Here is a 24997-nt window from a genome sequence, read left to right on the forward strand (position 1 = left end):
GTCCTTTCGGGGCTACTGGCGGACGCTGCGCGGCCGGAGATCGGTCCAGACCCGCTCGACGTGGTCCAGGCACTCGGCGCGGGTGCCCTCGTGGCCGGTGTCCCGCCAGCCCGGCGGGTTCTGCCGGTGCGCGGGCCAGATCGAGTACTGCTCTTCGTGGTTCACGACGACGCGGTGGCGTGGCTCGCCGTTCATCGGTCTTCTCCCCTCGTGGCGGCGAGCTGCGCCCGCAGCTCCTCCGGTGACAGTGCGCGGATTTCCGCCAGCAGCTCCGCCATCGGGTCGGTGGCCAGGAGCTGTTCGACGGCGGCGGCGAGCCCGGCGATCGTCGGCGCGTCGAACACCGCGCCGGCCGGGAGGTCGACGCCGAGGGCTTCGCGGATCCGGGCGACCACCTTCGTGCCGAGCAGCGAATGTCCGCCGAGGACGAAGAAGTCGTCGTCGACCCCGATGTCCGGAAGGCCGAGCAGCTCGGCCCAGATTTCGCTGACAACCGCCAGCGGCGTCCGGTCCCGTTCCGCGGGCACGGTTTCCGGCGCGGGTTCCGGAGTCGCCGCCGGCCCCACCCAGTGGCGTTCGCGCTGGAACGGGTAAGTGGGAAGGGGCACATGCCGCCCGGCGCGCGGCCATTCCACGGCGACCCCGGCCAGCCAGAGCCGTCCCAGCGCGCCCGCCATCGCGACGCGCTCGCTCTCGCTCGACTTCGGCCCGCCCAGTGAGGCCGTGGCCCGGGCCGGCGCGCCGGGGCGCTGGCCGACCAACGTGGTCAACGTCGTGCCCGGCCCGACCTCCAGCAGCGCGTGCGGCCGCGCGAGCAGGCGGCTCGCGCAGTCGTCGAACCGGACGGGCGCGCGCAGCTGCCGGGCCCAGTAGCCCGGATCACGGGCGTCGCCGTCGGTGAGCCAGTCGCCGGTCACGTTCGACAGCACCGGGATCTGCGGGGCCCGCAGCAGGAACCCGGCGACGAACCCGGCGAACTCCGCGACGACCGGGTCCATCATCGCCGAGTGGAACGCGTGGGAGGTGTGCAGCTCCCGGCACTTCACGCCGTCGCCGCGCAAGCGTCCGGCGTACGCGGCGACCGCGTCCCGTTCCCCCGCTACCACGGACAGCCGCGGTGCGTTGGCGGCGGCGAGCTCGACGCCCGGCGGGAGCACCAGCTCGTCCGCGGGCAAGGACACGGAGAGCATCGCGCCGACCGGCATCGCCTGCATCAGCCGGCCGCGGGTGGCGACGATCGCCAGCGCGTCTTCGAGGTCGAACACTCCGGCCAGGCACGCGGCGACGTACTCGCCGATGCTGTGCCCGGCCATGGCGGCGGGCTGGATCCCCTTGCTCTGCCACAGTTTCGCGAGGGCGTACTCGACGGTGAACAACGCGGGCTGGGTGATCCGGGTCTGCCCGAGCTGCTCGCCCCGCAGCGCTTCCGCGAGGTCGAAGCCCAGGAGGCCGGCGCAGGTGTCGTAGTGCTCGCGGAACACCGGTTCGGTCCGGTGGAGCTCGGCGCCCATCCCCGTGTACTGCGCGCCCTGGCCGGGGAAGAGGAACGCCACCGAGCCGTCGGTCAGGTCGCCCGAGGCCGTGTCGGCGTCCGGTCCGCCACCCAGACGGCGGACCGCCTCGTCCCGGTCACGGGCCACCAGCGCGAGCCGGTGCTCGAAGCGGCGGCGGGTCGTCTGGAGCGTGTACGCGACGTCCGCCATCGGGACGTCCTCGCCGCGGAGGTGCTCGCGCAGGTCCTTCCGCGCCTGTTCGAGCGCGGCCGGCGTGCGCGCCGAAAGGACCAGGACGTGTTCGCCGCCGGTCTCCGTGCGGGCGGTTTCGGGGGCCTGCTCGATCACGACGTGCGCGTTGGTCCCGCCGATGCCGAACGAGCTCACCGCCGCCCGCCTCGGCCCGGCCACCGGCCACGGCTCGGCCTCGGTGTTGACGAAGAACGGGCTGTCCGCCAGCTCCGGCTGGGGTGTCGTGCAGTAGGGGCTGGGCGGCACGACGCCGTGCCGCACGGCGAGACACGCCTTGATCAGCCCGGTGACCCCGGCGGCGACGTCCAGGTGCCCGGTCACCGCCTTGACCGAGCCCAGCGCGTGGCGTCCCGCGGTGCCGAACGCCTGGGTGAGCGCGGCCAGCTCGATGCGGTCGCCGAGCGCGGTGCCGGTGCCGTGCGCCTCGACGTACCCGATAGTGGCCGGGTCGACGTCCGCGGCCTGGTGTGCGGTCCGGATGACCGCGAGCTGCCCGGCCACGCCCGGCGCGGTGTAGCCGACCTTGGCCCGGCCGTCGTTGTTGACGGCCGAACCCTTGACCACGGCGTGGACCGTGTCGCCGTCGCGCACCGCGTCGGCGAGGCGCCGCAGCACGACGACCCCGGCGCCGTTGCCGCCGACCGTGCCGGTCGCGGCCGCGTCGAACGGACGGCAGACGCCGTCCCGGGCCATGATCCCGCCCGGCTCGTACCGGTAACCCGAACGCATCGGCACCCGGACGTGCGCCGCCCCGGCCAGCGCGACGTCGCATTCCCCGGCAAGCAGGGCCTGCCCGGCCACGTGCACGGCGACCAGCGACGACGAGCACGCCGTCTGCACCGCGACCGCGGGACCCTGCAGGCCGAGGTGGTACGCGACGCGGGTGGCGACGGCGTCCTTGTCGTTGCCCAGCGACAGTTCGTACTCCGACCCGGCGGCATCGCCGGCGGCCAGGAGGTTCTTCAGCAGGTACGTGCTCATGCCGGTGGCCGCGTAGACGCCGACCAGCTCCTCGTCGGCCCGCGTGAGGTGGCCGGACGACTCCAGCGCCTGCCACGCACACTCGAGGAAGAGCCGCTGCTGCGGGTCGATCAACCGCGCGTCCCGCGGCGAGTAGCCGAAGAACGCCGCATCGAACCCTTCGACGTCGTCGAGCACCCCGAACGCCGGCACGTAGTCCGGGTGCCGGTACTCGTGCTCCGGCACCCCGGCCTCGGCCAGCTCGGCGGGGGTGAACCGGGAGACCACCGGGACCCCGGCCAGGACGTGCCGCCAGAACGCGCCGACGTCGGCCGCGCCGGGGAACCTCCCGGCCAGCCCCACGATCGCGAGATCCAGTTCCGCTTCGTCGTTCATCGTTTCCCCCGCTCCCCGCGCACCCGGCGGGTACGCGTCGCCAACGCTCGCCGGCCGCTGCCGTCGCTCTCCGGACGGCGCGCTCCGGGTTCGCCGTCCGCGAGGAAGCGAGCCAGCTGCGCCACCGTGGGGTACCGGAACAGCTCCACCGCGGCCACGCGGACACCCAGCACGGCTTGCAGTCCTTCGTGGACTTTCACCAGCAGCATCGAATTGCCGCCGAGGTCGAAGAAGTTGTCGTCCACGCCGACCTCGTCCAGCCCGAGCACCGCGCGCCACACCGTGGCGACGGCCTCCTCCGCCGCCCCCCGCGGCGAGCGGAACGCCGTGCCGAGCCGGGGCCGGCTCGCGCCCGGTGCCGGGAGCGCCCGGTGGTCGAGCTTGCCGTTCGGGGTCACCGGCAGCTCCGGGATCCGGACGAACGCGGTCGGCACCAGGTAGTCGGGTAGCTCCCGCGAAAGCTCGTCCCGCAGCTCGTCGGCGCCCAGCGGGGTGCCGGACACGACGTACCCGACCAGCCGCTTGTCACCGGGGACGTCCTCGCGGACGACCACCGCGCAGCGGTCGACCCCGGCGCAGTCCCGCAAGCGCGCCTCGACCTCGCCGGGCTCGACCCGGTGGCCGCGGATCTTCACCTGGGCATCGGCCCGGCCGAGGATGTCCAGCGAGCCGTCCGGGCGCCACTTCGCGAGATCGCCGGTGCGGTACATCCGGGTGCCGTCACCGGCGAACGGATCGGGCACGAACGCCGCCGCGGTCTGGGCGGGCCGGCCCAGGTAGCCGCGGCCCACGCAGGCCCCGCCGATGCAGATCTCGCCGGTCACCCCGGCCGGCACCGGGTGGAGGTCCTCGTCGACGACGTGGATCCGCGCCCCGGTCATCGGCGCTCCGATGGGGACGGCCGGGCCGCCCGGGTAGCGGCCGCCGGTGACCATCACGGAGGTCTCCGTGGGGCCGTAGGTGTTGAAGAACTCGCGGCCGCGTGACCAGGCCGCGGCGACGTCCGCCGGGCACACCTCGCCGCCGACGGTGAGCACCCGCAGGTCCGGCAGGCCGGCGGGGTCCATGGCCTGCAGCGCCACCGGCGGGACGTCCAGCATGGTGATCCGGCGCTCGCGCAGGGTCCGGACGAGGTCGGGGCCGGGTGTGCGGTCGTGCCGCGCCGCGAGGTGCAGCTCGGCGCCGGTGCACAGCGCGGTCACGATGTCCGAGACGACCGCGTCGAAGCCTGCCGAATGGAACTGCAGGACCCGGTCGTCCGGGCCGATCGCCAGCAGGTCGCGGATCGCGCCCACCAGGTTCGTCAGCCCGCGGTGGGTGCAGACGACGCCCTTGGGGCGGCCGGTCGAACCCGAGGTGTAGATCAGGTACGCCGCCGCGTCCGGCGGGATCTCCGCCCGGTGCGGCGGACCCGGCACGGCGCCCACCTCGTCCAGCAGCACGGCATCGGTGCCCGGGGGTAGCAGCGGTGCGGTCGTCTCGTCCGCCAGCACGACGTGCGCCCCTGAATCCGCCACCAGGTAGCGGATCCGGTCGGCGGGCAGCTGGGCGTTCAGCGGGACGTACATGCCGCCGGCGGCGAGCACGCCCAGGAAGGCGGCCACCGCGTCCGGACACGGCGGGAGGCAGACACCCACCGGCGTCTCGGCGGTGACCCCGTGCCGCCGCAGCAGCGCCGCGATCCGGTTCGCCCGGGCGGTGAGCTCGCCGTAGGTGAGCCGGCTGTCCCCGGCCACGACGGCGATCCGCTCGGCCGCGACACCGGCGACCAGCTCGTCCGCCCGGGGCCCCTCGACCGGCGGTTTCGTCGTGCTCCAGCCGTCGATCTCGCGCCGTTCCGGGGCCGACAGCAACGGGAGTTCGCCCACGCGCCGATCGGGGCCGGCGAGGGCGGCGGTGAGCAACGTCCGGACGTGTCCGGCGATCCGCTCCGCCGTGCCCCGGTCGAACAGCGAGGTGCGGTACTCGAGGCGGCCGTCGATGCCGCCGGGCCGCGGGGTGAGCAGCAGCGTGAGGTCGTAGGTCGCCGTGCCGGTGGCCCGCTCGGCGGTCCGGACGGCGACCCCGGGCAGCCGCAGCCGGTCCGCCCAGGCCTCTTCCACCGCGAACATGACCTGAGCCAGCGGCATCCGGGACGGGTCGCGCTCCGGCCGCAGGTCGTCGACGAGGGTGTCGAACGGCAGGTCCTGGTGCGTGAGCGCGTCCAGCGTCGTGTCCCGCACGCGGCCCGCGAGCTCACGGAACGTGTCTGCGGTGTCCACCGTCGCCCGGAGCGCCAGTGTGTTGACGAACAGGCCGACGGCGTCCTCGGTGGACAGTTCGGTCCGGCCGGAGACCGGGGTCGCGACCACGAAGTCGCGCTCCCGCCCGTAGCGGCGCAGCACGGCTTCCCAGGCGGCGAGCAGCACCATGAACGGCGTGCCGCCGAGCTCCACCGCCAGTGCCGCCACGCCCTCGGCGAGCTCGGCGGGCCAGCTGAAGGCGACCTCTTCGCCGTCCTCGTCGAGCACCGCCGGCCGGGGCCGATCCGCCGGCAGCTCCACTGTGGAGGGTGCGTCCCGGAGGTGGTCCCGCCAGAACGGCAGCAGCTCCTCCCGCGGCTTCGAGAAGGCCACGTCGACGTGCCGTGGTGCTTGCGCGGTGGCGCTTCCTCCCGCGGCGAAGCGGGAAAGGTCGTCGAAGATCAGGCCCATGCTCCAGCCGTCGCACACGATGTGGTGCAGTTCGAGGTGGAGCACCCAGCTGTGCCAGCCGGCCAGGCTCAGCGTCGCCCGCACCGGGGGCGCGTGCTCCAGGTCGAAGGGCCGGTCCCCGGGGTGGGAAGCCACGCGGAGGCGGGATTCGGCGGCGGGTTCGGCCAGCACCAGCTGCCAGGGTTCGCCGTCGATGTCGGCGAACACCGTCCGCAGCGCCTGGTGGCGGGCCAGTACCCGGTCGAACGCGGCGGTCAGCGCCGGGACGTCCAGGTCGCCGTCGAGGTCGATGCGGAAGCTGACGTGGTCCCGCCTGCTGCCCGGGCGCAGCTTCTCGTGCAGCCACATCCGGCGCTGGGCGGCGGTCAGCGGGTGGAGGTCGTACCGTTCGTGGTCCTGGCGGAGAGCCCGCAGGAACGCCGCGCGGCGTTCGGGGGTGAGCGCGCGGAGGCGCCCCAGCAGTTCGGTCATCGGAAGAAGCCCCTCAGCTTTTGAATCAGCTCAGTTTGAACGCAGCTCAGCCGTCGAATGCAGCTCAGTCTTCGAATCCGGCCAGCAGCTCGGCCGGGTCCAGCTTCACCGCCGCCGGTGCGGCCGTGGTGTCCGCGAGGTGCTCGGCGGTCGCCGTCAGCTCGGCGACGGCGGCCGCCTGCGCGCGCGGTGTCGGATGGTCGAACACCAGGCGCAGCGGAACGTCCACACCGGACAGTGCGGACAGCCGGGAGCGCACGCGGGCGGCGGCGAGCGAATGCCCGCCCAGGTCGGGGAAATGCACCTCCCCCGCGGGCACGGTGACCCCGAGGACGTCCTGCCAGATCTGCCGCACCGCGCGCTCGGCCCGGTTCCCGGCCGTGACCGGCGCCGCGCCCGCGGCTTCCGGAGCCGGCAACGCCGCGGTGTCGACCTTGCCGTTGGGCGTGAGCGGCAGGTGGTCCACCGGCACGAAGACCGCGGGCACCAGGTATCCGGGCACCCGCTCGCCGAGGTGACGGCGAAGAGCGTTCACGCCGAGGCCGTCGTCGAGCACGACGTGGGCGATCAGGCAGGCATCGTCACCGGCGTCGCGGCCGGTGGTCACGACGACGTCGGAGAGGCCGGGAAAGCCCCGCAGCACCGCCTCGACCTCGGCCGGCTCGACCCGGTGCCCGCGGACCTTGACCTGCCGGTCCGCGCGGCCGAGAAACTCCAGCTCACCGTTCGCCCGACGCTGCACGAGGTCACCCGTCCTGTACATGCGCGCCCCGGAAGCCGTGGCGAACGGATCCGGCAGGAACCGTTCCGCCGTCGCCCATGGCCGTCCGAGGTAGCCGCGGGCGACGCCGTCGCCGCCGAGGTACAGCTCGCCCGGCGTCTCCGGCGGCACGGGCGTCAGCTCGTCGTCGAGCACATAGGCGCTGCTGTTGGCCGTGGCCCGGCCGATCGGCACGACGTCGGCGCCGTCGAGGTCGTGGCAGCGGAACGCGGTGGCGTAGGTGGTGATTTCGGTCGGCCCGTAGAGGTTCACGAGCTCGGTGTCCGGGCACGCCCGCCGGACGGCCCGCACGGTACGCAGGTCCGCTTGCTCGCCACCGAACGAAAGGTGCCGCACAGAACGGAAAATCCCGGGCGCGTCGAGCGCGTGCTGCCGGAGCAGCGCCGTCGGCAGGAACACCACGTCCGCTTCGGACTCGAGCAGGTCTTGCCGGAACCGGTCGGGCACGAGCACGTCGCCGGGCTCGAGCCCGGCCAGCCGGGCGCCGTTGAGCAGCGCACCCCAGGTCTCGAGCGTGGCAGCGTCGAACGAGATGTTCGCCGCCTGCACCGCGGTGTCGCCCGGGCCCAGCGCTATCGAGTCCCCGCTGCGCACCAGCCGGACGATGTTGCGGTGCCCGACCGCGACGCCCTTGGGCGTCCCGGTCGAGCCCGAGGTGTACATCACGTACGCCAGCGACTCCGGGAAGACCCTTGCGGCCAACCGGGTTTCCGGCTCGCGGCCGGTGGCCGGGGTATCCAGGAAGACCTGCTCCCCCGCCAGTTCGATGTCGGTCTCCCCGCCGCGCAGCACGACTTCGACACCCGCGTCCCGGCACATGTACCGCAACCGGTCCGCCGGGTACGCCGGGTCGAGCGGCACGTAGGCGCCGCCCGCCTTCAGCGTCGCGAGTGCGCCGACGACCCAGTTCCCGTCCCGGACGCAGAGACCGACCCGGTCCTCCGCGCCGATCCCCATGCGGCGCAGACGATGCGCCAGGCGGTTGGCCAGGCGGTCCAGTTCCCCGTAGGACACCACCAAACCCCGGTAACGCAGGGCCGGCGCGTCCGGCGTGCGATCGGCCCAGTCCTCGAAGAGCCCGTGCACGGTCCGTTCGCGTGGATACGGTGTCACGCTCACCGCCCGATCCCCCAAAATGTCCGCAAAGGACGATCCCACCGCAGTACCTCCCCGCCGCTGCCGATCTGTTCCCAGTCTCCACAACGGGTCTGTCGGTTGCCTTCAGGTCGCCCTCGGGGCGGCTTGCGGTTTCCTTTGCCCCGCAGGTCAGAGCGCCCGGTTTTTCTTCGGATGCTGGGGCATCGCGGGCACCACACCGATCTCCTGCATACAGAGCGCGTAGGCCCGGTAGCGGCGCTGGGCCTCACCGTGCCTGCCCGCTTCGTGCAGCACCTGCACGAGCTTGATGTGCGCTTCCTCGTCGTAGGAGTCGCAGCGCAGGATGCGCAGCAGGCTGGACACGCGCTGGTCGACGTCGCCGGAGCGCGCCGCCTTGGCCCGCAGGACGCTGATGTACGCGGCTTCGGCTTCGTCCCGGAGTTCCTGGCTCCAGTCGGCATACACCTCGTCCGGCATGAATTCGCCGACGTAGAGCGATTCCGCGGCGGACAGCAGCTCGGCCGTGTCGTCGTGCCCGTGGCGGTGGGCCGTGCAGGCGTCCGACGCGGTGATCAGGAAGCGCTCGACGTCGACGTCGACGAGGTCCAGGTTCACCGCGATGGCCGCCCGATCGGCGATGATCGGGCTCCCGTGCTGGATCCGCCGGTCGGGGTCCAGCACGCGCCGGAGCGTGGAAAGCTGCACCGACAACCGGTTCCCGCCGGTCGACGGGGACTGACCCGGCCACAGCAGGTCCATCAGCCGGGCCCGCGGCACCGGACGTCCGCGGTACGACACCAGGATCTTGAGCAGGTCGCGGGCCTTCTTCGACTGCCACTCCCCCGGCTCGACGCCGACGCCGCCTCGCAGCACGCGGAACCCGCCGAGTGCGTGCACGGCGATCACGGGCGCGCGCCGCGCGACCACCGTCAGCGCGTCCGCCACCCCGGGATCCAACCGGACACCCTGGTGGCGCAGCGTTTCCTGTTCCCAGCGCACGGACCGGCTGCCGGTGATGCCGCGGAGGGCGGCCGCGGCCATCCTGACCCGCGCCTCGCCGAGCCGGTCGCCGACCTGGCGGTAACGCAGGCCCGCTTCGTGGAACCGGTCGGCCGCCGCCTTCGGGGCGGCCGCCAGGAGCCCCAGCAGCTCGAGGGCCTCGGCGGTGGCCGCGGGCCGCTCGTCCAGGGACGCGATGGCCTTGACCTCCTCGGCGTCGGCCGCGGCCGTGGCGGTGTCACCACTCAGCAGCGCCACCCAGCTGCGGCCCAGCAGGGCCGCCGTCCGGCCCGGCCCCGTCGCCGACTCGACCGCCTGGCGCGCGTATTCGCGAGCCGACCGCAGGTCGTCCGTGGCGCGGACACGGGCCAGTTCCGCCAGTGCGACCGTCCTGACGACCCCGGCCGCCGGGCAGTCCATCGGTTCCCCGAGCGCAGCCTCCAGCGCCTCGCGGGCCTGGAGCGCTTCACGCCGGCGCCGATGCACCCCGCCGAGCACCGTCAGCCCGAACGCCCGGTCGCGGCGCGCAGCACCGGTGGCCGGGGTCCGGGCCGCGCCGAGCGCGTCGGCGAGCGCCTCGCCGAGTCGACCGAGCTGGGCTTTCGCGGCCGCGGCGATGCCGAGCGCGAACGGCTCGAAACCCGGATAGCCCGCCACCCGCCCGACCCGGACCGCCGCCTCGGATTCCGCGACCGCTTCGGCGAGCCGCTCCCGCTCCAGTGCGTGCCGCGCTCGGTACAGGGACATCGTCAACGCCAGCAGCGTCCCGTGCGCGCCCGGCGCCAGCTCCAGCGCGGTCCGGGAGTGCTCGTCGGCCAGCGCATCGTCGCCGTCGTGGCTCGCCTGCACAGCCAGGACGCGGTGGCAGGCGGCCCGAGCCGCGGCATCGAGGTCCCGAGCGACCTCGCCGGCGTGACGGGCCAGCTCGCGGCTGCCCGCAAGGTCGCCCCACGCGAGGTACCAAACCGCGGCGAGGAGCGAGAACTGCACGTCTTCGCGGGCCGGTTGCCCGGCCGTCTGCGTTTCGCCGAGGAGCTCGACCACCTCGGCGAGCCCGGTCCCGCAGTACGCGACCAGCGCCGCCCGCCACGCCACGGGAGGCTGCTTCCCGTTGTCCGGGAACCCGGTGCCCGACGCCTGCTCACCGAGGCCGGCGAGCAGCAGCTCCGCGGCGACCCGGTCACCGGCCTTGACCCGGTCACGCAGCACCGTCGCCGGATCCGCCCGGGGCTCTCCGGACTTCTCGGGGTGTTCGTCACGGACGTAGGCGAACGCGCTGAGCGCCGGGGGGATGACGGATCCGGAGGACGGGAGCAGAGTCATACCCAGAAGGGTCGACGGCGGAGCCGTGGATACAGCAAATTCCCGAACTTCGACCGCCGGCCCGAAGATGTGCCCCCGGCCACGCCGTTCCTCGCCCCAACGGCCACCCGGAAGACCTCGACCGCAAATGTCACACATCCAGGGACCGCCGCCCCCAGCGGGCATGGGACTTCATGATTTCCCCTCTTTCTGTGGCAGCAAAACGGATCGTTCCCGAGGCGGACTACGCAACGGTGCGCCTCGAGGGGCAAGAGCTCGTCGTTGTGGCGTGCTGCAGAGGCCGGCCGCCTTGCTGTGATCAAGTGGCTGGTAGGGGATTCACCGTGGCAGGGGCTGTCCATGATCCGTCGACAACCGGTCGACACCGCAGATCAGGACTCCCGGCCGGGCGCCACGCACGTGCCGGAGATCTTCGAGCTGACCGCCGCGTTCCCCGGGTGTCCGTAGCGCGCTCGTCAGGCGGGGCGTCGGCTCGCTCCGCTCAGGCGGTGGATGCGCCGGCCTCGACCCGATGGGCGGCTGCGTAGTGCGCGGTGCTTCGAGCAGCGAGCTACCGGACGCAGCGTGGCCGGAATCGCGCGGGAGTTGAACGTCGCCGACTTTGATCTCCGCGATCGGCCTCGTCGTTCCATCCGCCATCAAGACCTGTGTGTCGCCCGTGAAGCGGTGCGGTGCGGTGCACGCCGCCTGAGCCAGATCCACAACCCGTCTTGACCCTTGACAGCGTCGTCGATCACACCCGCGAAACGCGCGACGCGTCCCAACTTCGACGAATTCGCCAGCGCCGCGAGCGCCTTCCCGCCCTTGAGGTACGGCACGATGGCCAACGCAGCCGAACCAGGACGGGTCGTTACTGCAGCTTATGGCGTCCGGGATACCCGTCATCTGCCAGCCGAGCTGCAGGATCTCCTGCAGCGTCATGCCCTCGTGGTGGAACTCCCGGTGAATCGCCTCCGCACGCTCCGGCGTGGGGTTCTTGCCGCCCTTCCACGTGACGTCCTGGTTCCTTGCCAGGGCAGTAGCGGCTCCAGTCGCACGCCCAGATCGACGACGACCGGTACTGGCCGCCGCGGTGACGTGCCTCCCGTTGGCGGCCCGGCGCTGGTACCCGGTCGGTGTGGCGGTCGTCGTGTTGGCCGCCACCTCGCTCGACGCGGCGCTCGGCTTCACCAAGGTCCCCCACCTCGCCGGGCCGCCCGGCGCAGTACCGCACGGCACTCCACGACCGCCTCAGTCGCATGCCGACATGATGCCTCGGCAAGACGATAACCACGCCCTGAGCGCGGCACGGTGGAAACCATTTCGAATGAGAAACCCCGTCGAACCGAAAGGGGCATCGTCGTGTGCGACTACCACGTTCACCTCCGTCGACCTCCCCACGGCCGCGCTGGTTGTGGTCACCGGTGTCACGCTCAACTTGAGCAGCGCCACCGATACGACAGGCGCACCGCACCAGGACTATCGCATCGGATGTTCCACGGTCTCGGGTACGACGCGCCGCTGGGGGTCTATCCCCATGATCTTGGAACAGTCCCAGCAGACATTGCCAGGCTATCCCCCAGCCGCTAATGGATTCTCGTCGAGTGCGTACCGGATTGCCTCATCGAGTCCGAAGCCGGCCCCTCCGGTGAAGGCTTTCTCGAACACTTCGGCCCCTAGTGCTGCGGAAGTTTGCTCGGCGCATTGCTCGTCGAAGGTCCGGTAGGGGCTCGTCTCGTTGATGCGCGCGCCGGATTGTCGCCAAACTGCCACAGTACAACCGAGTAGGCGGGCGGCCCGTTCGTACTCGGCAGCCGATGAGTAGCACCAGGTCAGCGCCTCGAAGAGAAACGCGAGCAGAGTGCGATCGGCCAACCGCAACGCGATGGCCTCACGGAGGATGCTTGCGGCCTCACGAGGGTGACCCGATCGCCAACGGTGGATTGCGACCGCCCACAACGCGTACCCCCGTGACCAACGGGCCTCGTGTCGCTCAGTCAACGTCACCGCCTCCGCAGCGACAGCCTCGCCGCGCGGATCGTCGAGGAAGAAGTACACGGCGGCGAGCAGGACCAGTGCGTTGAACTCCAAGAGCGCATCACCGGCCGCGCGGTAGCCGGACAAAGCACGTTCCAGCAGTTCGGCGCCACCGGACAGGTCACCCGCGAAGAATGCGGACATCCCGCTGCACTCGGCGTAGCCGGCGCGGAGCCGTTCGTCACCGAACCTTTCGGCCAGGCCAGTCAGTTCGGCCAGCATCTCCCCCGCGAGGTCGGCCTCACCGATCTGGATTGCCAGAAACGATGCCGCATACAGAGCTTGCGCCCGCACCAGTGTGTAGCCGTGGCAGAGTTCAAGTCCCTCGTACAGGTACCTGTAGCCCTCGCGCACGAGAGCGCCTCCGTACCAGAAGTTCCACAGGGAAGCGGCGATGTCCAGCGCCCGGCTCGCCCGGTCGGGGATCGATAGGCAGTGGTCCATCACGGCCCGGAGATTCGCGTGCTCACGTCGCAGCCGCGCGACCCACTCCAGCTGCCCAGGCCCGAACCCGTCGCATCGGTACTGCCGGGCCAGAGCCACGTAGTACTCGGCCTGGCGCAATCGCACCTCCTGCTCGCCGCCCCGCTCGGCGAGCTTGCCCGCACCGTATACGCGCATCGTCTCCAACATCCGATACCAGGTGTGCCCGCAAAACGCGCCGTTTTGGCGGAACAGGACCGACTTGTCCATCAATCCGGTCAGGACACCGAGCACACCGGCGTTCGGCGCGTGCTCAACCTCACCGATGTACTCGACCGCCTCCAGGTCGAACCCACCGGGGAAGACCGACAGCTGCGCCCACAGCCACTGCTCGTCCGGAGAGCACAGCTCATAGCTCCAATCGATCGTGGCCTCGAGCGTCCGCTGCCGCGCCTGTACGGTGCATGGGCCCATAGTGAGCAAGGCGAACCGGTCCACCAGGCGTTGCAGCAGCTGATCGACCGACAACACCCGCAACCAAACGGCGGCCAACTCCAGTGCGAGCGGAATGCCCTCCAGCCGCACACAGATCTGCTTCACTACCGCCATGTCGCGCGGCGCGAACCTCAAGTGAGGCAGGGCCGCGGCCGCCCGATCGACGAATAGGGCAACCGCGTCGGTCTGACGCTTCCCTCCGGCCGCTCCCCTTCCACCGCTCGCGTCGACGTCGTGTGGGACCGCCATCGGCTCGACACAGAGGACGTGCTCGCCCTCAGCGTGTAGTACATGGCGGCAGGTGGCCAAAACGCGAACCCGGTCGGCCACTGCGAGCAACTTGGCGACCAGGGCCGCGCACTCGTCAGCCATGTGCTCACAGTTGTCGAGTACCAACAGCAACTGCCTGTCCCTGAGAAATTCCGCGAGACCGGCAGCCGGATCAGCGGTATCACGCAGCCCCAACACGGTTGCCACCGCGCTCGGCAACAACCTCGAGTCCCGCAGCTCGGCGAGCTCGACCAGCCACACGCCATCGGCGAAACCCTCGCGTAGCTCGGCCGCGATCCGCAGCGCCAGCCGCGTCTTGCCGACACCGCCGGTACCGGTCAACGTCAACAACCGCACCGTCGACAGCAGGCGCTTCGCCTTCTTCAACTCGTGCCGCCTGCCAATGAAACTGGTCAGCTCGACAGGTAGATTACTGGCAGCCCGGCTCACACTGTCAGGCACATGGCGGTCAATTACATTGACCCAGCCGGTTGCCATCGTCTCCTTCACACTGACTTGAACCAACCTGAACATGGACGGATCAATTTCACGACAGTTTCTGATAACTTCATTGAAAAACCATTCGGAAGCAATGATGGCAAGTGGGCCCGAAGATTCAGCAAGTGCATCCTTCAACGGCTTCGAATCCAGCAGCCGAAAAGCGAGGTTGATCGACGTTGCCGTAACCCCGTGATCATCGTAAGCCACCTCACCGGCATGCAGTGTCATCCGCAGTCGGATCCGCTCCTCCGCCGGATGAGTTGAATTATGCTCCCATAAACCGGCAACCAGTAGAGGGGGTAGCACTTCCACGAATTGAGCTTTGGGCATCTCTGGCGGCGCGAGTATAAACAGCCCATCACCCAGGTCTTGAAGATCACAATTAGCCCACGGGATATTCGCGTTCTCGAAGCCCTGCCGCATGACCGAATACAGTCCAGTACGTACCGCGACTCGATGGGGATTGGTGCGACGCGGGTCGCCGTATCCCTCGATGTCCACCGCGATGATCGTACGATGGACCGCAGGTTGTGGATTTTCCATCCCACCTCCGTTGACGACAGGGACGTTCAGCAGTTCAGTTCACATAATATAGAGGAAAGATCACCTTCGACTCCACCGGGGGTCGCGCTGGGCGATTTGATCTAACTGCCATGATCGGCGTAGCTATGAATAGAGAACTGCAGCCGTAGTATGGACTGCGCGTGCTGGGCAAGTGCGACGGCCTGATTCCGCCGCAGTGGCACGCGCCGAGCCAGGAATTCGTATCCCTTTGGGAGCGCGTGCGCGCCAGTCGGACGTGGTCAAACCAGTAGCGCGTCCGCGCCGGCGCGGTGTCAGAAGGGTGCGCAGGTGACGGTCGGCGGTCTGCCAGGTGGTGACAGTGTTGTCGATGACGAGTTCGCCGATGTTGGCGAGCGCGATGAAGGTCCGAGCGCCCATCGCTCGAGCCGAACCTTGCCTCCACGACCAACGTCCCGGTCAACAACCGCAGTTCAGTACTGTTCCCGTCCTTTGGTGGTCCCGCCGAAGACTCGAACCTGCGCATCACGCTCATCGGCTGCTCCCCCGCGGCCGACGCTCCATCACCAGCAGCACGTCGACCCGGATCAGCAGCCCGTCCGGCAGCACGATTGGTGTGATTGCCACCGGAATCTCCCCCGGGAACCACCTCCCTGCCGCGGTACGCCCCGCTCGCCGTCGTCGTCAACGACTTCTCCGTGTCCCTGCACGGGGAAAGTCGCATGACGCCTTACCCGAAGGACGAAATCGGTCAACAGCTGGACCGCGCGGGCCTGCCCGCGAACCGGTCACCGAGGTAGTTCACAACGTCACCCGCGGAGAACGCCAGCGTCGTCACGTGCTCGCCGACGTAGGTGCCCCACGTGACGTCCACCCCGGCCGCGCAGTACTCGCGCCGCAGCGTCTGTGCCTGCGACAGCGGGATGATCTCGTCGAGGCTGCCGTGGAACAGGAAGACCGGCGCGTGCGGCGGGCGGGCACCCAGCTCGTTCTGCGCCAGCCGGGCCTGCCGTTTCGCCGTCGTGAGCGGGTTCGACGTCGTGTAGTCGGCGATGTGCCCGAAGGCGTACCCGAAGACCGCGTCGACGCACGCGTCCTGCTGCGTCTCGTACAGCGTGCGGCCACGGTCGTTGAGGTAGGCGGGCAGGTCCAGCTCCGGGTACGCCGCGTCCAGGCCTAGCGCCGACAGCAGCAGGAACCCGAACCCGACACTGCCGTCGAGGTTCTTCGCCACGACGTTCAGGTCCGCGGGCGTCCCGCCGGCCGTGATGCCGGCGACGTGCAGCTCCGGCGCGTACGACGGCGCCAGCTCGCCCGTGCGCTCGTTAGGATTGACATGTCAAGTCGAGGAGGCTCCATGACCCACGAGACGCGCCGCACAGTGCCGACACGGGACCAGCTGCGCATCTGGCGGGACTACATCGAGACGGCCGAAGCCCTGCGCGTCCGCCTCGCCGGCCGGCTGCAACAGCACTCGGCGCTGTCCTCCGGCGATTACCAGGTCCTGCTTGCGCTGAGCGAAGCGCCGGAGAACACCCTGCGATCCTCGGAGATCGCGACCGCGATCGGCTGGGAACGCAGCCGGCTCTCGCACCACCTCGGGCGGATGGAGAAGCGCGAGCTGATCACCCGGACCGCGTGCAACGACAGCGTCCACGGCATCGACGTGCGCCTGACCGACGCCGGATCGAAAGCGTTCCGCGCGTCGACGGCACCGCACCTGCGAGACATTCGCGAACTGTTCGTCGATGCGTTGTCTCCGGAGCAGCTCGCGCACGTGGAAGAGTTCACCGGCGCGCTGCGGCGCCACCTCGAACCAGGCGACTGATCCGCACGCCCCGCAGGCGGGCTGACAAATCGATGGCCCGTTCAGGTGTTCACCATTACCCTCGCCCCGGTGATCTACGAACATCCGTTGGCCTACCTGCTCGGGCTTGAGGGTCTCGCTCTGATGCGCGGGTTCACCGGGGAGTTCGACCGCGACTTCGTGGACTCGCGGATCGCCGAAGTCCGTCGGTTGCTCGATGAGGCGTCGCTGGCAAACGCGGCCGTGGACGTAGACCGCGTCGACACGATTGAGGGCTACCGAAGGTGGTCCGATACGTATGACCAGCCCGGCAACGCGGCGTTCTCCATCGACGAGCCCGAGGTGAAGCGAATACTCGATTCGCTGCCAACGGGCGTTGCGTTGGACGCCGCATGTGGCACGGGCCGGTATGCACAATGGCTGGCCGAGCGCGGACATCGGGTCATCGGAGTGGACAGCTCGCCCGACATGCTCGCACGCGCCCGTGTGCGGGTGCCGCCGGGCGAGTTCCTGCTCGGCGATCTGTACCAGCTTCCGGTCGCGGACTCCGAAGTGGACCTGGTCGTCTGTGGCCTGGCGCTGACGCATCTCCCTGCGCTCAAGCCAGTGATGGCGGAGTTCGCCAGGGTCCTGCGTGCAGGTGGGCACCTGGTGATCGCCGATGTGCACCCAGAGGCGGTAGCGCGCGGCTCGATCCCACCGGTACGCGGACCGGACGGGCGACCCGGGCGACTGGTCAGCTACCGCCACCTGATCGGGGACTACCTGCGCACAGCCCTGCAAGTGGGCCTGCAACCCCGTAGCTGCGAGGAGCCCCGCACACCGACGAGGGACCACGCCGAATCGCCGGACTCCCATCCAGCGTCCGGGACGATGGGTCCATGGGACGTCTGGCCGTGGAGCTTGGCCGCCCTGATTCCCGAGGCAGCACAAGCCGCGAACGAAGGTGTGCCGGCAATGCTCATCTGGCACTTCCAGTTGACCAAGTTCTCGACCAGGACAGGGCGGCGGTGTCGAGGTTTCGGGTGAAGTAGGGGATGACCTGCGCAAGCGGTTATCAGCTTGCGTTTTCCGCCGCTTTCTTCAGGTGGTTGGGCCAGGCGGCGAGGGATTGGTCGAGGGCGGCCTGCATGAACGGGGTGTCAGCACGAACCCGGTCTCCGTCCCAGGATTCCTCTGTGCGTACGCGCACCGCGGAACCGGTCACGTCGAAGGTCCACAGGTGGATTCCCGTGATTCCATGGGCTTGCCTTCGATGGCCGGCGCCTGCGCGAGGCCGGACACCCCCGCTTTGGCGGCGTAGGAGGCTTGTCCGGCGTTGCCGGCGCGGGTCGCCGGAGACGAAGGCGAACAGCACCATGAGTGCCTCGGTGGCCAGCACGAAGACCTGCGCGGCGCCGGGTGGCGATTGCTGTGCAGGCGGCGGGCACCGCGGCGCCGACCAGAACGCCGAGGGCGCCGTAAAGGCGGCAAGCGGCGCAATGACGCGCAGGTTCAGGCGATGCCCGCGGCGGGGTTCCGCTTTCCCGGCACGGGCGAACAACAACCCGCCGCCCACAACGCCATGCCGCCGGCCCCGATCAGGTGCCGGCGAGAAGCCGGTCGAGCACCCGGTCGAGCCCGAAGACGAACAGCTCGTCGTCCGACCACCCGGCTTCGACGAACCCGGACGTGCTGAGCGTCGGATAGCGCTCGGCGGAGGCGAGGATGTGCGCGCGGACCTTGGCGATCGCGGCCGGGTCGTCCAGCCGCCGCCAGGTGGCGTCCGCCATTGCCGCCCCCAGTACGAAGCCCGCGAGCGTCCTGGTGGCGGCGGCCAGCTCCAGCCCGGCCAACCCGGACCGGACGAGCATCGCCTGGATGAACTCGGTCCGCGCCAGCACGTTGGGTCCGAGCAGCGGACGGCCGAGCAGGGCGGGCGACCAGGGATGGGCGAGCATCGCGGCACGCCAGCCGACGAGCAGCGCCCGGAGTCCTGACCTGGGCTCCGAGCCGGGCGGGGGCACCGGCACTTCGCCGACGACGTGGTCGAGCGCGAGGTCGAGCAGGTCTTCCTTGGTCGCGACGTGCCAGTAGAGCGCGGTGGAAGTCACCTCGAGCCGTTCGGCGAGCTTGCGCATCGTCAGCCGTTCCGCTCCCGCCGCGTCGAGTTCGGCGATCGCCGCGGTGATGATCCGCTCCAGGGTGAGCGGTGTGTTCCGCCTCGGCGGACGCGGCGCCTCGTCCCGCAGCCAGAGGACGTCATCGGTCATGACCGAGCACCTTACCCGTCGGCACTTGACTTATCGTCGGTAAGTTAATATAACATTGGTAAGTCAAGCTCGTGAGCGATCGAAGGTCCCCCATGAAATCCGAAGCCGTACCGAACCGGTGGCTCGCGCTCGTCGTCCTGAGCCTGGCGCAGCTGACGGTCATCCTGGACTCCACGATCGTCAACATCGCCCTTCCGACCGCCCAGCGCGATCTGGGGTTTTCCGACGACAACCGCCAATGGGTGGTCACCGGCTACGCCCTCGCGTTCGGCAGCCTCCTGCTGCTGGGCGGCCGCCTCTGCGACCTCTACGGAAGGAAGCGGCTGTTCATCATCGGGATGATCGGCTTCGCCGCCGCCTCGGCACTGGGCGGCGCCGCGGACGGATTCGGCCTCCTGCTCCTCGCCCGCATCGCCCAAGGCGCCTTCGCCGCGATCCTCGCCCCCGCCGCGCTGTCCATGGTCTCGGTGACCTTCGCCGACAACGCCGACGAACGCGGCCGCGCCTTCGGCGTCTTCGGCGCCATCTCCGGCGCCGGCGGCGCACTCGGCCTGCTGCTGGGCGGCGTACTCACCCAAAACCTGTCCTGGCGCTGGTGCCTCTACGTCAACGTCGTCATCGCCGCCATCGCCATCGCCGGCGCCCTCGTCTTTCTCGTCGACCGCACCCGCCCGGAACGCACCCCGCTCGACCTCGCCGGCACCGCGCTGGCCCTGCTCGGCCTCTTCGGCATCGTCTACGGCCTCGGCAACGCCGCCACCCGTGGCTGGACCGACCCGTGGACCCTCGGACCGACCACGCTCGGCCTGGTCCTCGTCATCGCGTTCGTCGTGGTCGAACGCCGCATCCGGGACCCTTTGCTGCCGCTGTCGGTGGTCCTGGACCGCGACCGCGGCGCGTCCTACCTGACGATCGGGATCTCGGGCACCGGCGGCTTCGCCGTGTTCCTGTTCGTCACGTACTACCTGGCCGACACCCTGAAGTTCACCCCGGTGCAGAGCGGCCTGGCGTTCCTGCCCATGGTCGTCCTGGTGATGGCGGGCGCGGTGTTCTCCGGCGCGGTGCTGCTCCCCCGCGTCGGACCCCGTCCGATCGTCCCGCTCGGCAGCCTCCTCGCCGCGGCCGGCATGGTCCTGCTCACCGGCATCGACGCCGGCTCGACCTACACCGGCGGAGTGCTGCCGGCCCTGCTCGTCATCGGCCTCGGTCTCGGCATGGTCTTCGGGCCCGGGCAGAACGCCGCCACCAGCGGAGTCCGGCCCCACGAAACCGGGGTGGCGTCCGCGATGGCCAACATCACCCAGCAGGTCGGCGGCTCGATCGGGCTGGCCGTGTTCAGCTCCCTCGGCGCCACCGCAACGGCCGGTTACCTCGCCGCCCACCCCGCCACCGACCCGGCCACCATCGCCGCGGCGACCTTCGCCGGCTACCACTTCGTGTTCTGGATCGCCGCCGCGCTGTTCCTGGGCGGCGCCCTGTTCTCGGCCGTGCTGTTCCGCGGCGGTCCCTTGGCCGTCGAGCCCGACGCCGAACCCGTCCCCACCCACTGACCGACCCGAGGAGACACGTGTTCACCGAAAAGGAAGTCCAGTACCTCGAGGACCAGCCGCTGTGCCGGGTGGCGACCGCCCAGCCGGACGGAACCCTCCAGGTCAGCCCGGTCGGCTTCACCTACAACCCCGAAACCGAAACCATCGACCTGATGGGGCTCAACCTCCGCAAGAGCCGCAGGTTCCGCAACGTCGCCGACAACGGGCGTATCGCACTCGTGATCGACGACGTCCCCAGCACCGACCCCTGGCGAGTCCGCTCCTTGGAGATCCGCGGCCACGCCGAGGCCCTCACCGACGTCGAAACCCCCGGCCACCACGACGACGCGATGATCCGCGTCCACCCCCGGCGCATCATCGCCATCGGCGTCGAAGACTGGGACGTCGACTACACGAAGCAAGTTCCCCACAGCCGCAACGTCTGACAGGAGACGATCACCGTGAAAGCAGTGCAGTTCAAGCAGTACGGCGGTCCCGAAGTCCTCGAGCTCGTGGACCTGCACGATCCGCACCCCGGCCCCGGCCAGGTCCGGATCACCGTCCGGGCGGCCGGGATCAGCGCCAGCGACACGAAGATCCGCCGCGGCGAACTCAGCTTCGGCGCCACCCTCCCCCAGACCACCGGCGCCGACGTCGCCGGCATCGTCGACGAAATCGGTGACGGCGTCACCGACGTCACCGTCGGCGACCGCGTCTTCGGGATCTCGGACGACCAAGCGGCGGCGGCCGAGTTCGCTTTGCTGAGCTTCCGGGCGAAAATCCCACCGTCGCTCGGGTTCGTCGACGCCGCCGGCATCCCCGTCGCCCTCGAAACCGCCACCCGCGGCCTCGACCAGCTCCACGTGACCACCGGAACCACCTTGTTCGTCAACGGCGCCTCCGGCGGGATCGGCACCGCGACCGTCCAGCTCGCCCTTGCCCGCGGCGCACGGGTGATCGGCTCCGCCGGCGCGCGCAACAGCGGCTTCCTGAGCATGCTGGGCGCGGAACCGGTCATCTACGGGGACGGCATGACCGACCGCGTCCGCGCCCTGGCACCCGACGGCGTCGACGTCGCCCTCGACGTCGCCGGAAACGGCGTACTACCCGAGCTCATCGCTCTCGCCGGCGGCGACGCGAAGAACGTGATCACCCTCGCCGACTTCGCCGGGGCCGAGCGGCACGGCGTGCACTTCAGCAACGGCTTCGCCGACGGCAACGCCTTCCACACCCTCGCGACCATCGGCGAACTCATCGAAGCCGGCAAGTTCTGGCTCCCGGTCGAACGGACCTTTGCACTCGCCGACATCGCCGAAGCCCACCGCGCCGCCGAAACCGGCCACGTCCGCGGCCGCCTGGTCCTCATCGTCAACTGAAGGAAATCCCCATGAGCGGCAACGACTCCGCAGTGCGCAACTCACGGGCTCGACCAGCGGGATCGGACGCGAAACCGCCATAAAGCCGACCGAAGACCGTTTCCAGACGCGACGGGTCGCGGCTGTTCGATGACACCGCTACTTTGACCTTCGTAGCCGATTCTGAACGCGGCCGACAACCCGACGTCAAGGAGCATTCGATGATCAACACCGGCTACTACGCGGGCTGGGGCACTTTGAGCCTCATCAACGCCGGACTCGCTCAGAGCAAGAATCGCAGCGGCCTGCTCTGGTTCCTGCTCTCGCTCCTGCTCGGTCCCCTCGCGACGTTCCTCATCGTCTTCCTGAGCCCGGCGCCCGCGAAAGCCTGACACGCAGCCCCTTGATAGCTCTCGATAGTGGTATCGGGCGGGCACTCCCCTCACTGGACTGCCGGGTGCGCCGAACAGCATCCCCCGGCGCAGCGTCGGCCCATTGGGTGAGCGCGAGCACCGCGACGCGCTCCTGCAGGTCGGCGAGGCCCCGGATGTGGGTGCCCCGGCGGCCACCTCGGCCCCATCCAACGCCCCACGCAGGTCGCCGGCGCCCTCAAGGCACTCCTCGAAGAACACTGATACGAAGGCGGAAACCCGCGCCGGGATCTGACCAGGTCCGCTACGACGCCGGCGGAGACCGGAGCCGGTTTTGGGCAAGGAATTGCCTTTCACGAGATGTCTCATTCGGACAGTAGCCGGGCGAAGAAGCCGGTGACCGGCGGTCGTGTTCCCGCTGCGCTGTGGCCGACGCCGGGGACCACGGCCTTCTCCACGGCCGTGCCGTGGCGGGTCAGGCTTTCGGAGAGCCGGTCGAGCTGTTCCGGCCGGCTGTGGCCGTGGTCGCACATGGCGGCCAGGTCGGCCCGCCCGTCGTCGTCGCCGCCGATGACGAGCAGCACCGGCACCCGGGCGACCGCGCCGGGATCCACGGTGATCCCGAACCGCTGCCGGGTGTCGCCGATGCCTTCCGGCCAGGCGAGCGAGTCGTCGAGCAGAGTCACGCCGCCGGGAGCGCCGACCGCGACGGCAGCGACCCGGCCGGGGTGGAGGTAGAGGAAGCGGTGGGCGAACTGGCCCCCGCCGGAGTGCCCGCACAGCAGCACGGTGCCGATCCGCGCGTTCCACCGGAACCGCACCTGTTCCAGGATGTCCAGCAGCACCAGGTCGAACCGGATGCCGTGGGCATCGAGGAGCTTGTAGTCGTCGACGTCGTCCGGGTCGTCGATGCCGACCGGGAACAGCGGGACCACCACGATCAGGTCGTGGCGTTCCGCGAAGGGGATGAACCCCTCGCGCAGCTCGCCGACGCTGCGGCCGGTGCCGTGCACGGCCACCAGGACGGGCAGTTCGGCGTCCGGGGTCCAGCTCGTGGGCACGTAGACGCAGTAACTGCAGCGGGGCTCGCCCGGAGCGGCGAAGAAGGGCGAGCGTTTGGTCAGCAACCGTCGGCCGGGGTGGGTGGCAGGCAGGTCCGCGACCCGGATCACGAGACCTCCCCGCGGCGGCCGGCGATCGGCAAGCGAGCGAGAGGGACGTGGTGCTGTCCCGCGTGGACGTCGCGGTCCCGCAGCGAGCCCTGGCTCACCGGGCGCGGGAAGGAGATCTTCACGACGTCGAGCGCGGGGATCCGGAACAGCCGGACCGACTTCTCCTCGACGCGGTAGAGCTCCGCAATCACCCGCTCGTTCACCAAGTCCGCGGCTATCCGGTAGCCCTCGGCGTCGCGCATGAAGAGTTCTATGGTGACCCAGAACGGGCCCGCGTTCTTGGAACGGACCTCATGGGCGAGATCCGCAAGGGTCGTCTCAGGCATGGGTCTTCTCCCCCGGCTCGGTGCGGAACAGCTCGGCGGGATCGGCGCAGTCCACGACGTGGTTCAGCACGAACTCGTACGCCGCGCCGCGCTCGATCTCGGCGGGCGAGAACGGAAAGGCGAGGCTGGGCAGGTAGTCCATCCCGGGCGTCGGCAGGTGCAGCATCACCGGGTTGGCGACCTTGGCCACAGCCGTGGCGGTCGTCTGGTCGGGGGCGTTGACGAGCAGCATGACGCCGACCTCGCGCGGCGGCCCGCTTTCGGGCTCGAGGTCGTCCAATACCGCGTTGTGACCGTAGAGGCGGAGGTCGAAGGCGTACTCATCGTCCGTCAGTCCCAGCGTCTGCCCGACCCGTTGCGTGATGATCGTGCGCATCAGCTCCGCCCAGGCGTCGATGCCGGCGAGGATGACCGGGTCCCGGACCGCGGAGAACGACATCGTCTCGTAGCCGGTGATCCGGGCACCTTCCAGCTTGATCGTGTACTGCTCGGCGACGTGGAATTCCGACCCCTCGACGCGGACGATCCGGTCGTCGACCGCGGTGTACCGCGCGTCCCGGACGTCGAGGGTCCCGGCGGGCTCGCGCATTTCGAACGGGTTCACGGACTCGTACAGCATGTGGGCGGCCACCGAGATCGGCGTGCACGACACCGCGGGGTCGAGCGGCTCGATGGTGAAACCGTGGGCGTCGATGGTGGCGAGGACCCCGCCCGCACGCGGGTTGCTCGTGCACTGGCCGCCGCACTCGATGATCTTCGCTGCGTGCCACGTGGGCCCGGCGGGCATGCCCTTCATGAGCGGGTACGCGGCCGCCACCGCGGTGTCGGTCGCGCGGCCGGCCAGCACGACCTGGGCACCCGCGCGCAGCGCCTCGACGATCGGTTCGTGACCCATCGCGCCGACGACGTGCGTGCAGCTTTCCAGGGTCTCGGCGTCGAGCTCCCCCAACGGGGGCAACGGGTGCACGCGCCCCGCGTCGAGGTACTCCTTCAGGTCGGAGGTGTTCTGCTCGCTGTAGATCCGCGCGACCTTCATGTCCAGGCCTTCCTCCGCCAGCACCCCGGCGGCGATCCCGGCGACCCAGTCGACGCCGGCGTCGGTCCCGCTCGTGCCGCAGGAACCCACGATCACCGGAATCCCCGCCCCCGCGGCGGCCGTGAACAGGCTGCGCAGGTCGCGTGCCACCGCCTTGGCCGTCGTCTTGGCCGTCGCGGCGCCGAGGTAGTAGGGGCCGGAGTCGGTGGACCCGCCGTCAATGCTGATGACGTCGGCACCCAGGGCGATGCCGCGCTCGACCGTCGCGTGGTCCCAGCCGGCGCCGAGCATGCCGCTCGGTGCCAGGACGCGCACTGTCTCCATGGTCCTCATTTCTCTCCGTTCACCACGAACCGCGCCCGTCCCGCGAGGGCTGCCGCCGCGGCGAGCGCGTCTTCGTCGACGATGGCGCCGCGGGCGGTGTTGACCTGCAGTGCCGTCGGCTTCATCCGCGCC

At 70.3% G+C, this 24997-nt stretch carries 19 protein-coding genes; 6 read left to right on the forward strand and 13 right to left on the reverse strand.

What is annotated here, in order from left to right; all coding sequences use genetic code 11:
• Positions 1 to 12: 12 nt before the first annotated feature.
• From A3CE_RS0104520 to A3CE_RS50145, 7 genes are all read right to left on the reverse strand, one after another.
• Positions 13 to 195: an MbtH family protein gene (locus A3CE_RS0104520; RefSeq protein WP_020638873.1), complete on the reverse strand. Its 183-nt coding sequence runs from the start codon at positions 193 to 195 to the stop codon at positions 13 to 15.
• A complete protein-coding gene (locus A3CE_RS0104525) occupies positions 192 to 3101 on the reverse strand; it encodes a type I polyketide synthase (protein ID WP_020638874.1) in 2910 nt (969 codons plus the stop codon). Before A3CE_RS0104525 ends, A3CE_RS0104520 begins: the two co-directional genes overlap by 4 nt.
• Positions 3098 to 6265, reverse strand: coding sequence for a non-ribosomal peptide synthetase (locus A3CE_RS0104530; RefSeq protein ID WP_020638875.1), 3168 nt, complete (start codon positions 6263 to 6265; stop codon positions 3098 to 3100). Before A3CE_RS0104530 ends, A3CE_RS0104525 begins: the two co-directional genes overlap by 4 nt.
• 64 nt (positions 6266 to 6329) lie before the next feature.
• Positions 6330 to 8165 carry a non-ribosomal peptide synthetase gene (locus A3CE_RS50135; RefSeq protein WP_020638876.1) on the reverse strand — a complete coding sequence of 612 codons (1836 nt, stop codon included), beginning with the start codon at positions 8163 to 8165 and terminating at the stop codon, positions 6330 to 6332.
• A gap of 147 nt (positions 8166 to 8312) precedes the next feature.
• Positions 8313 to 10466 carry an AfsR/SARP family transcriptional regulator gene (locus A3CE_RS53305; RefSeq protein WP_020638877.1) on the reverse strand — a complete coding sequence of 718 codons (2154 nt, stop codon included), beginning with the start codon at positions 10464 to 10466 and terminating at the stop codon, positions 8313 to 8315.
• Positions 10467 to 12017: 1551 nt separating this feature from the next.
• Positions 12018 to 14204: an ATP-binding protein gene (locus A3CE_RS0104545; RefSeq protein ID WP_020638878.1), complete on the reverse strand. Its 2187-nt coding sequence runs from the start codon at positions 14202 to 14204 to the stop codon at positions 12018 to 12020.
• Positions 14205 to 15444: 1240 nt separating this feature from the next.
• Positions 15445 to 16002 (reverse strand): lipase family protein, encoded by a 558-nt coding sequence (locus tag A3CE_RS50145; RefSeq protein ID WP_051183736.1) that lies wholly within the window; start codon positions 16000 to 16002, stop codon positions 15445 to 15447.
• A 48-nt stretch (positions 16003 to 16050) separates the two neighbouring features.
• Between A3CE_RS50145 and A3CE_RS0104555 the strand changes: the two genes are divergently transcribed.
• Both A3CE_RS0104555 and A3CE_RS0104560 read left to right on the forward strand, forming a co-directional pair.
• The gene (locus tag A3CE_RS0104555) at positions 16051 to 16521 is read left to right on the forward strand and encodes a MarR family winged helix-turn-helix transcriptional regulator (protein WP_020638880.1); all 471 of its coding nucleotides are present in this window, start codon (positions 16051 to 16053) and stop codon (positions 16519 to 16521) included.
• A gap of 69 nt (positions 16522 to 16590) precedes the next feature.
• Positions 16591 to 17529, forward strand: coding sequence for a class I SAM-dependent methyltransferase (locus tag A3CE_RS0104560; RefSeq protein ID WP_026468139.1), 939 nt, complete (start codon positions 16591 to 16593; stop codon positions 17527 to 17529).
• A 28-nt stretch (positions 17530 to 17557) separates the two neighbouring features.
• Here A3CE_RS0104560 and A3CE_RS56120 read toward each other — a convergent pair whose 3' ends face one another.
• Together A3CE_RS56120 and A3CE_RS0104565 are read right to left on the reverse strand one after the other, a co-directional pair.
• Positions 17558 to 18058: an SRPBCC family protein gene (locus A3CE_RS56120; RefSeq protein ID WP_125591789.1), complete on the reverse strand. Its 501-nt coding sequence runs from the start codon at positions 18056 to 18058 to the stop codon at positions 17558 to 17560.
• A 22-nt stretch (positions 18059 to 18080) separates the two neighbouring features.
• A complete protein-coding gene (locus tag A3CE_RS0104565; protein ID WP_020638882.1) occupies positions 18081 to 18752 on the reverse strand; it encodes a TetR/AcrR family transcriptional regulator in 672 nt (223 codons plus the stop codon).
• 92 nt (positions 18753 to 18844) lie between these two features.
• On the opposite strand from A3CE_RS0104565, the gene A3CE_RS0104570 reads away from it, so the two are divergent.
• The 4 genes from A3CE_RS0104570 (at position 18845) to A3CE_RS57310 (ending at position 22028) form a co-directional block, all read left to right on the forward strand.
• Positions 18845 to 20302 (forward strand): DHA2 family efflux MFS transporter permease subunit, encoded by a 1458-nt coding sequence (locus tag A3CE_RS0104570; protein WP_020638883.1) that lies wholly within the window; start codon positions 18845 to 18847, stop codon positions 20300 to 20302.
• Between the two features lie 17 nt (positions 20303 to 20319).
• Positions 20320 to 20727 (forward strand): PPOX class F420-dependent oxidoreductase, encoded by a 408-nt coding sequence (locus A3CE_RS0104575; protein ID WP_020638884.1) that lies wholly within the window; start codon positions 20320 to 20322, stop codon positions 20725 to 20727.
• Between the two features lie 15 nt (positions 20728 to 20742).
• Positions 20743 to 21657, forward strand: coding sequence for an NADP-dependent oxidoreductase (locus A3CE_RS0104580; protein ID WP_026468140.1), 915 nt, complete (start codon positions 20743 to 20745; stop codon positions 21655 to 21657).
• Positions 21658 to 21857: 200 nt separating this feature from the next.
• Entirely contained in the window at positions 21858 to 22028 is a 171-nt protein-coding gene (locus A3CE_RS57310) for a hypothetical protein (protein ID WP_020638886.1), read from the forward strand.
• Between the two features lie 344 nt (positions 22029 to 22372).
• On the opposite strand, the gene A3CE_RS0104590 is transcribed toward A3CE_RS57310, so the two are convergent.
• The 4 genes from A3CE_RS0104590 to A3CE_RS59205 are packed head-to-tail and all read right to left on the reverse strand — an operon-like array spanning position 22373 to position 24990.
• Positions 22373 to 23179, reverse strand: coding sequence for an alpha/beta hydrolase family protein (locus A3CE_RS0104590; protein WP_020638887.1), 807 nt, complete (start codon positions 23177 to 23179; stop codon positions 22373 to 22375).
• Positions 23176 to 23505, reverse strand: coding sequence for a DUF4387 domain-containing protein (locus A3CE_RS0104595; protein ID WP_020638888.1), 330 nt, complete (start codon positions 23503 to 23505; stop codon positions 23176 to 23178). The genes A3CE_RS0104590 and A3CE_RS0104595 overlap by 4 nt, the downstream gene beginning before the upstream one ends.
• Positions 23498 to 24865: an acyclic terpene utilization AtuA family protein gene (locus A3CE_RS0104600; protein WP_020638889.1), complete on the reverse strand. Its 1368-nt coding sequence runs from the start codon at positions 24863 to 24865 to the stop codon at positions 23498 to 23500. Before A3CE_RS0104600 ends, A3CE_RS0104595 begins: the two co-directional genes overlap by 8 nt.
• A 5-nt stretch (positions 24866 to 24870) precedes the next feature.
• The gene (locus A3CE_RS59205) at positions 24871 to 24990 is read right to left on the reverse strand and encodes an NAD(P)-dependent oxidoreductase (RefSeq protein ID WP_020638890.1); all 120 of its coding nucleotides are present in this window, start codon (positions 24988 to 24990) and stop codon (positions 24871 to 24873) included.
• Positions 24991 to 24997 lie beyond the last annotated feature (7 nt).

Origin of the sequence: Amycolatopsis balhimycina FH 1894 (assembly GCF_000384295.1) — a bacterium.
Taxonomy (GTDB): domain Bacteria; phylum Actinomycetota; class Actinomycetes; order Mycobacteriales; family Pseudonocardiaceae; genus Amycolatopsis; species Amycolatopsis balhimycina.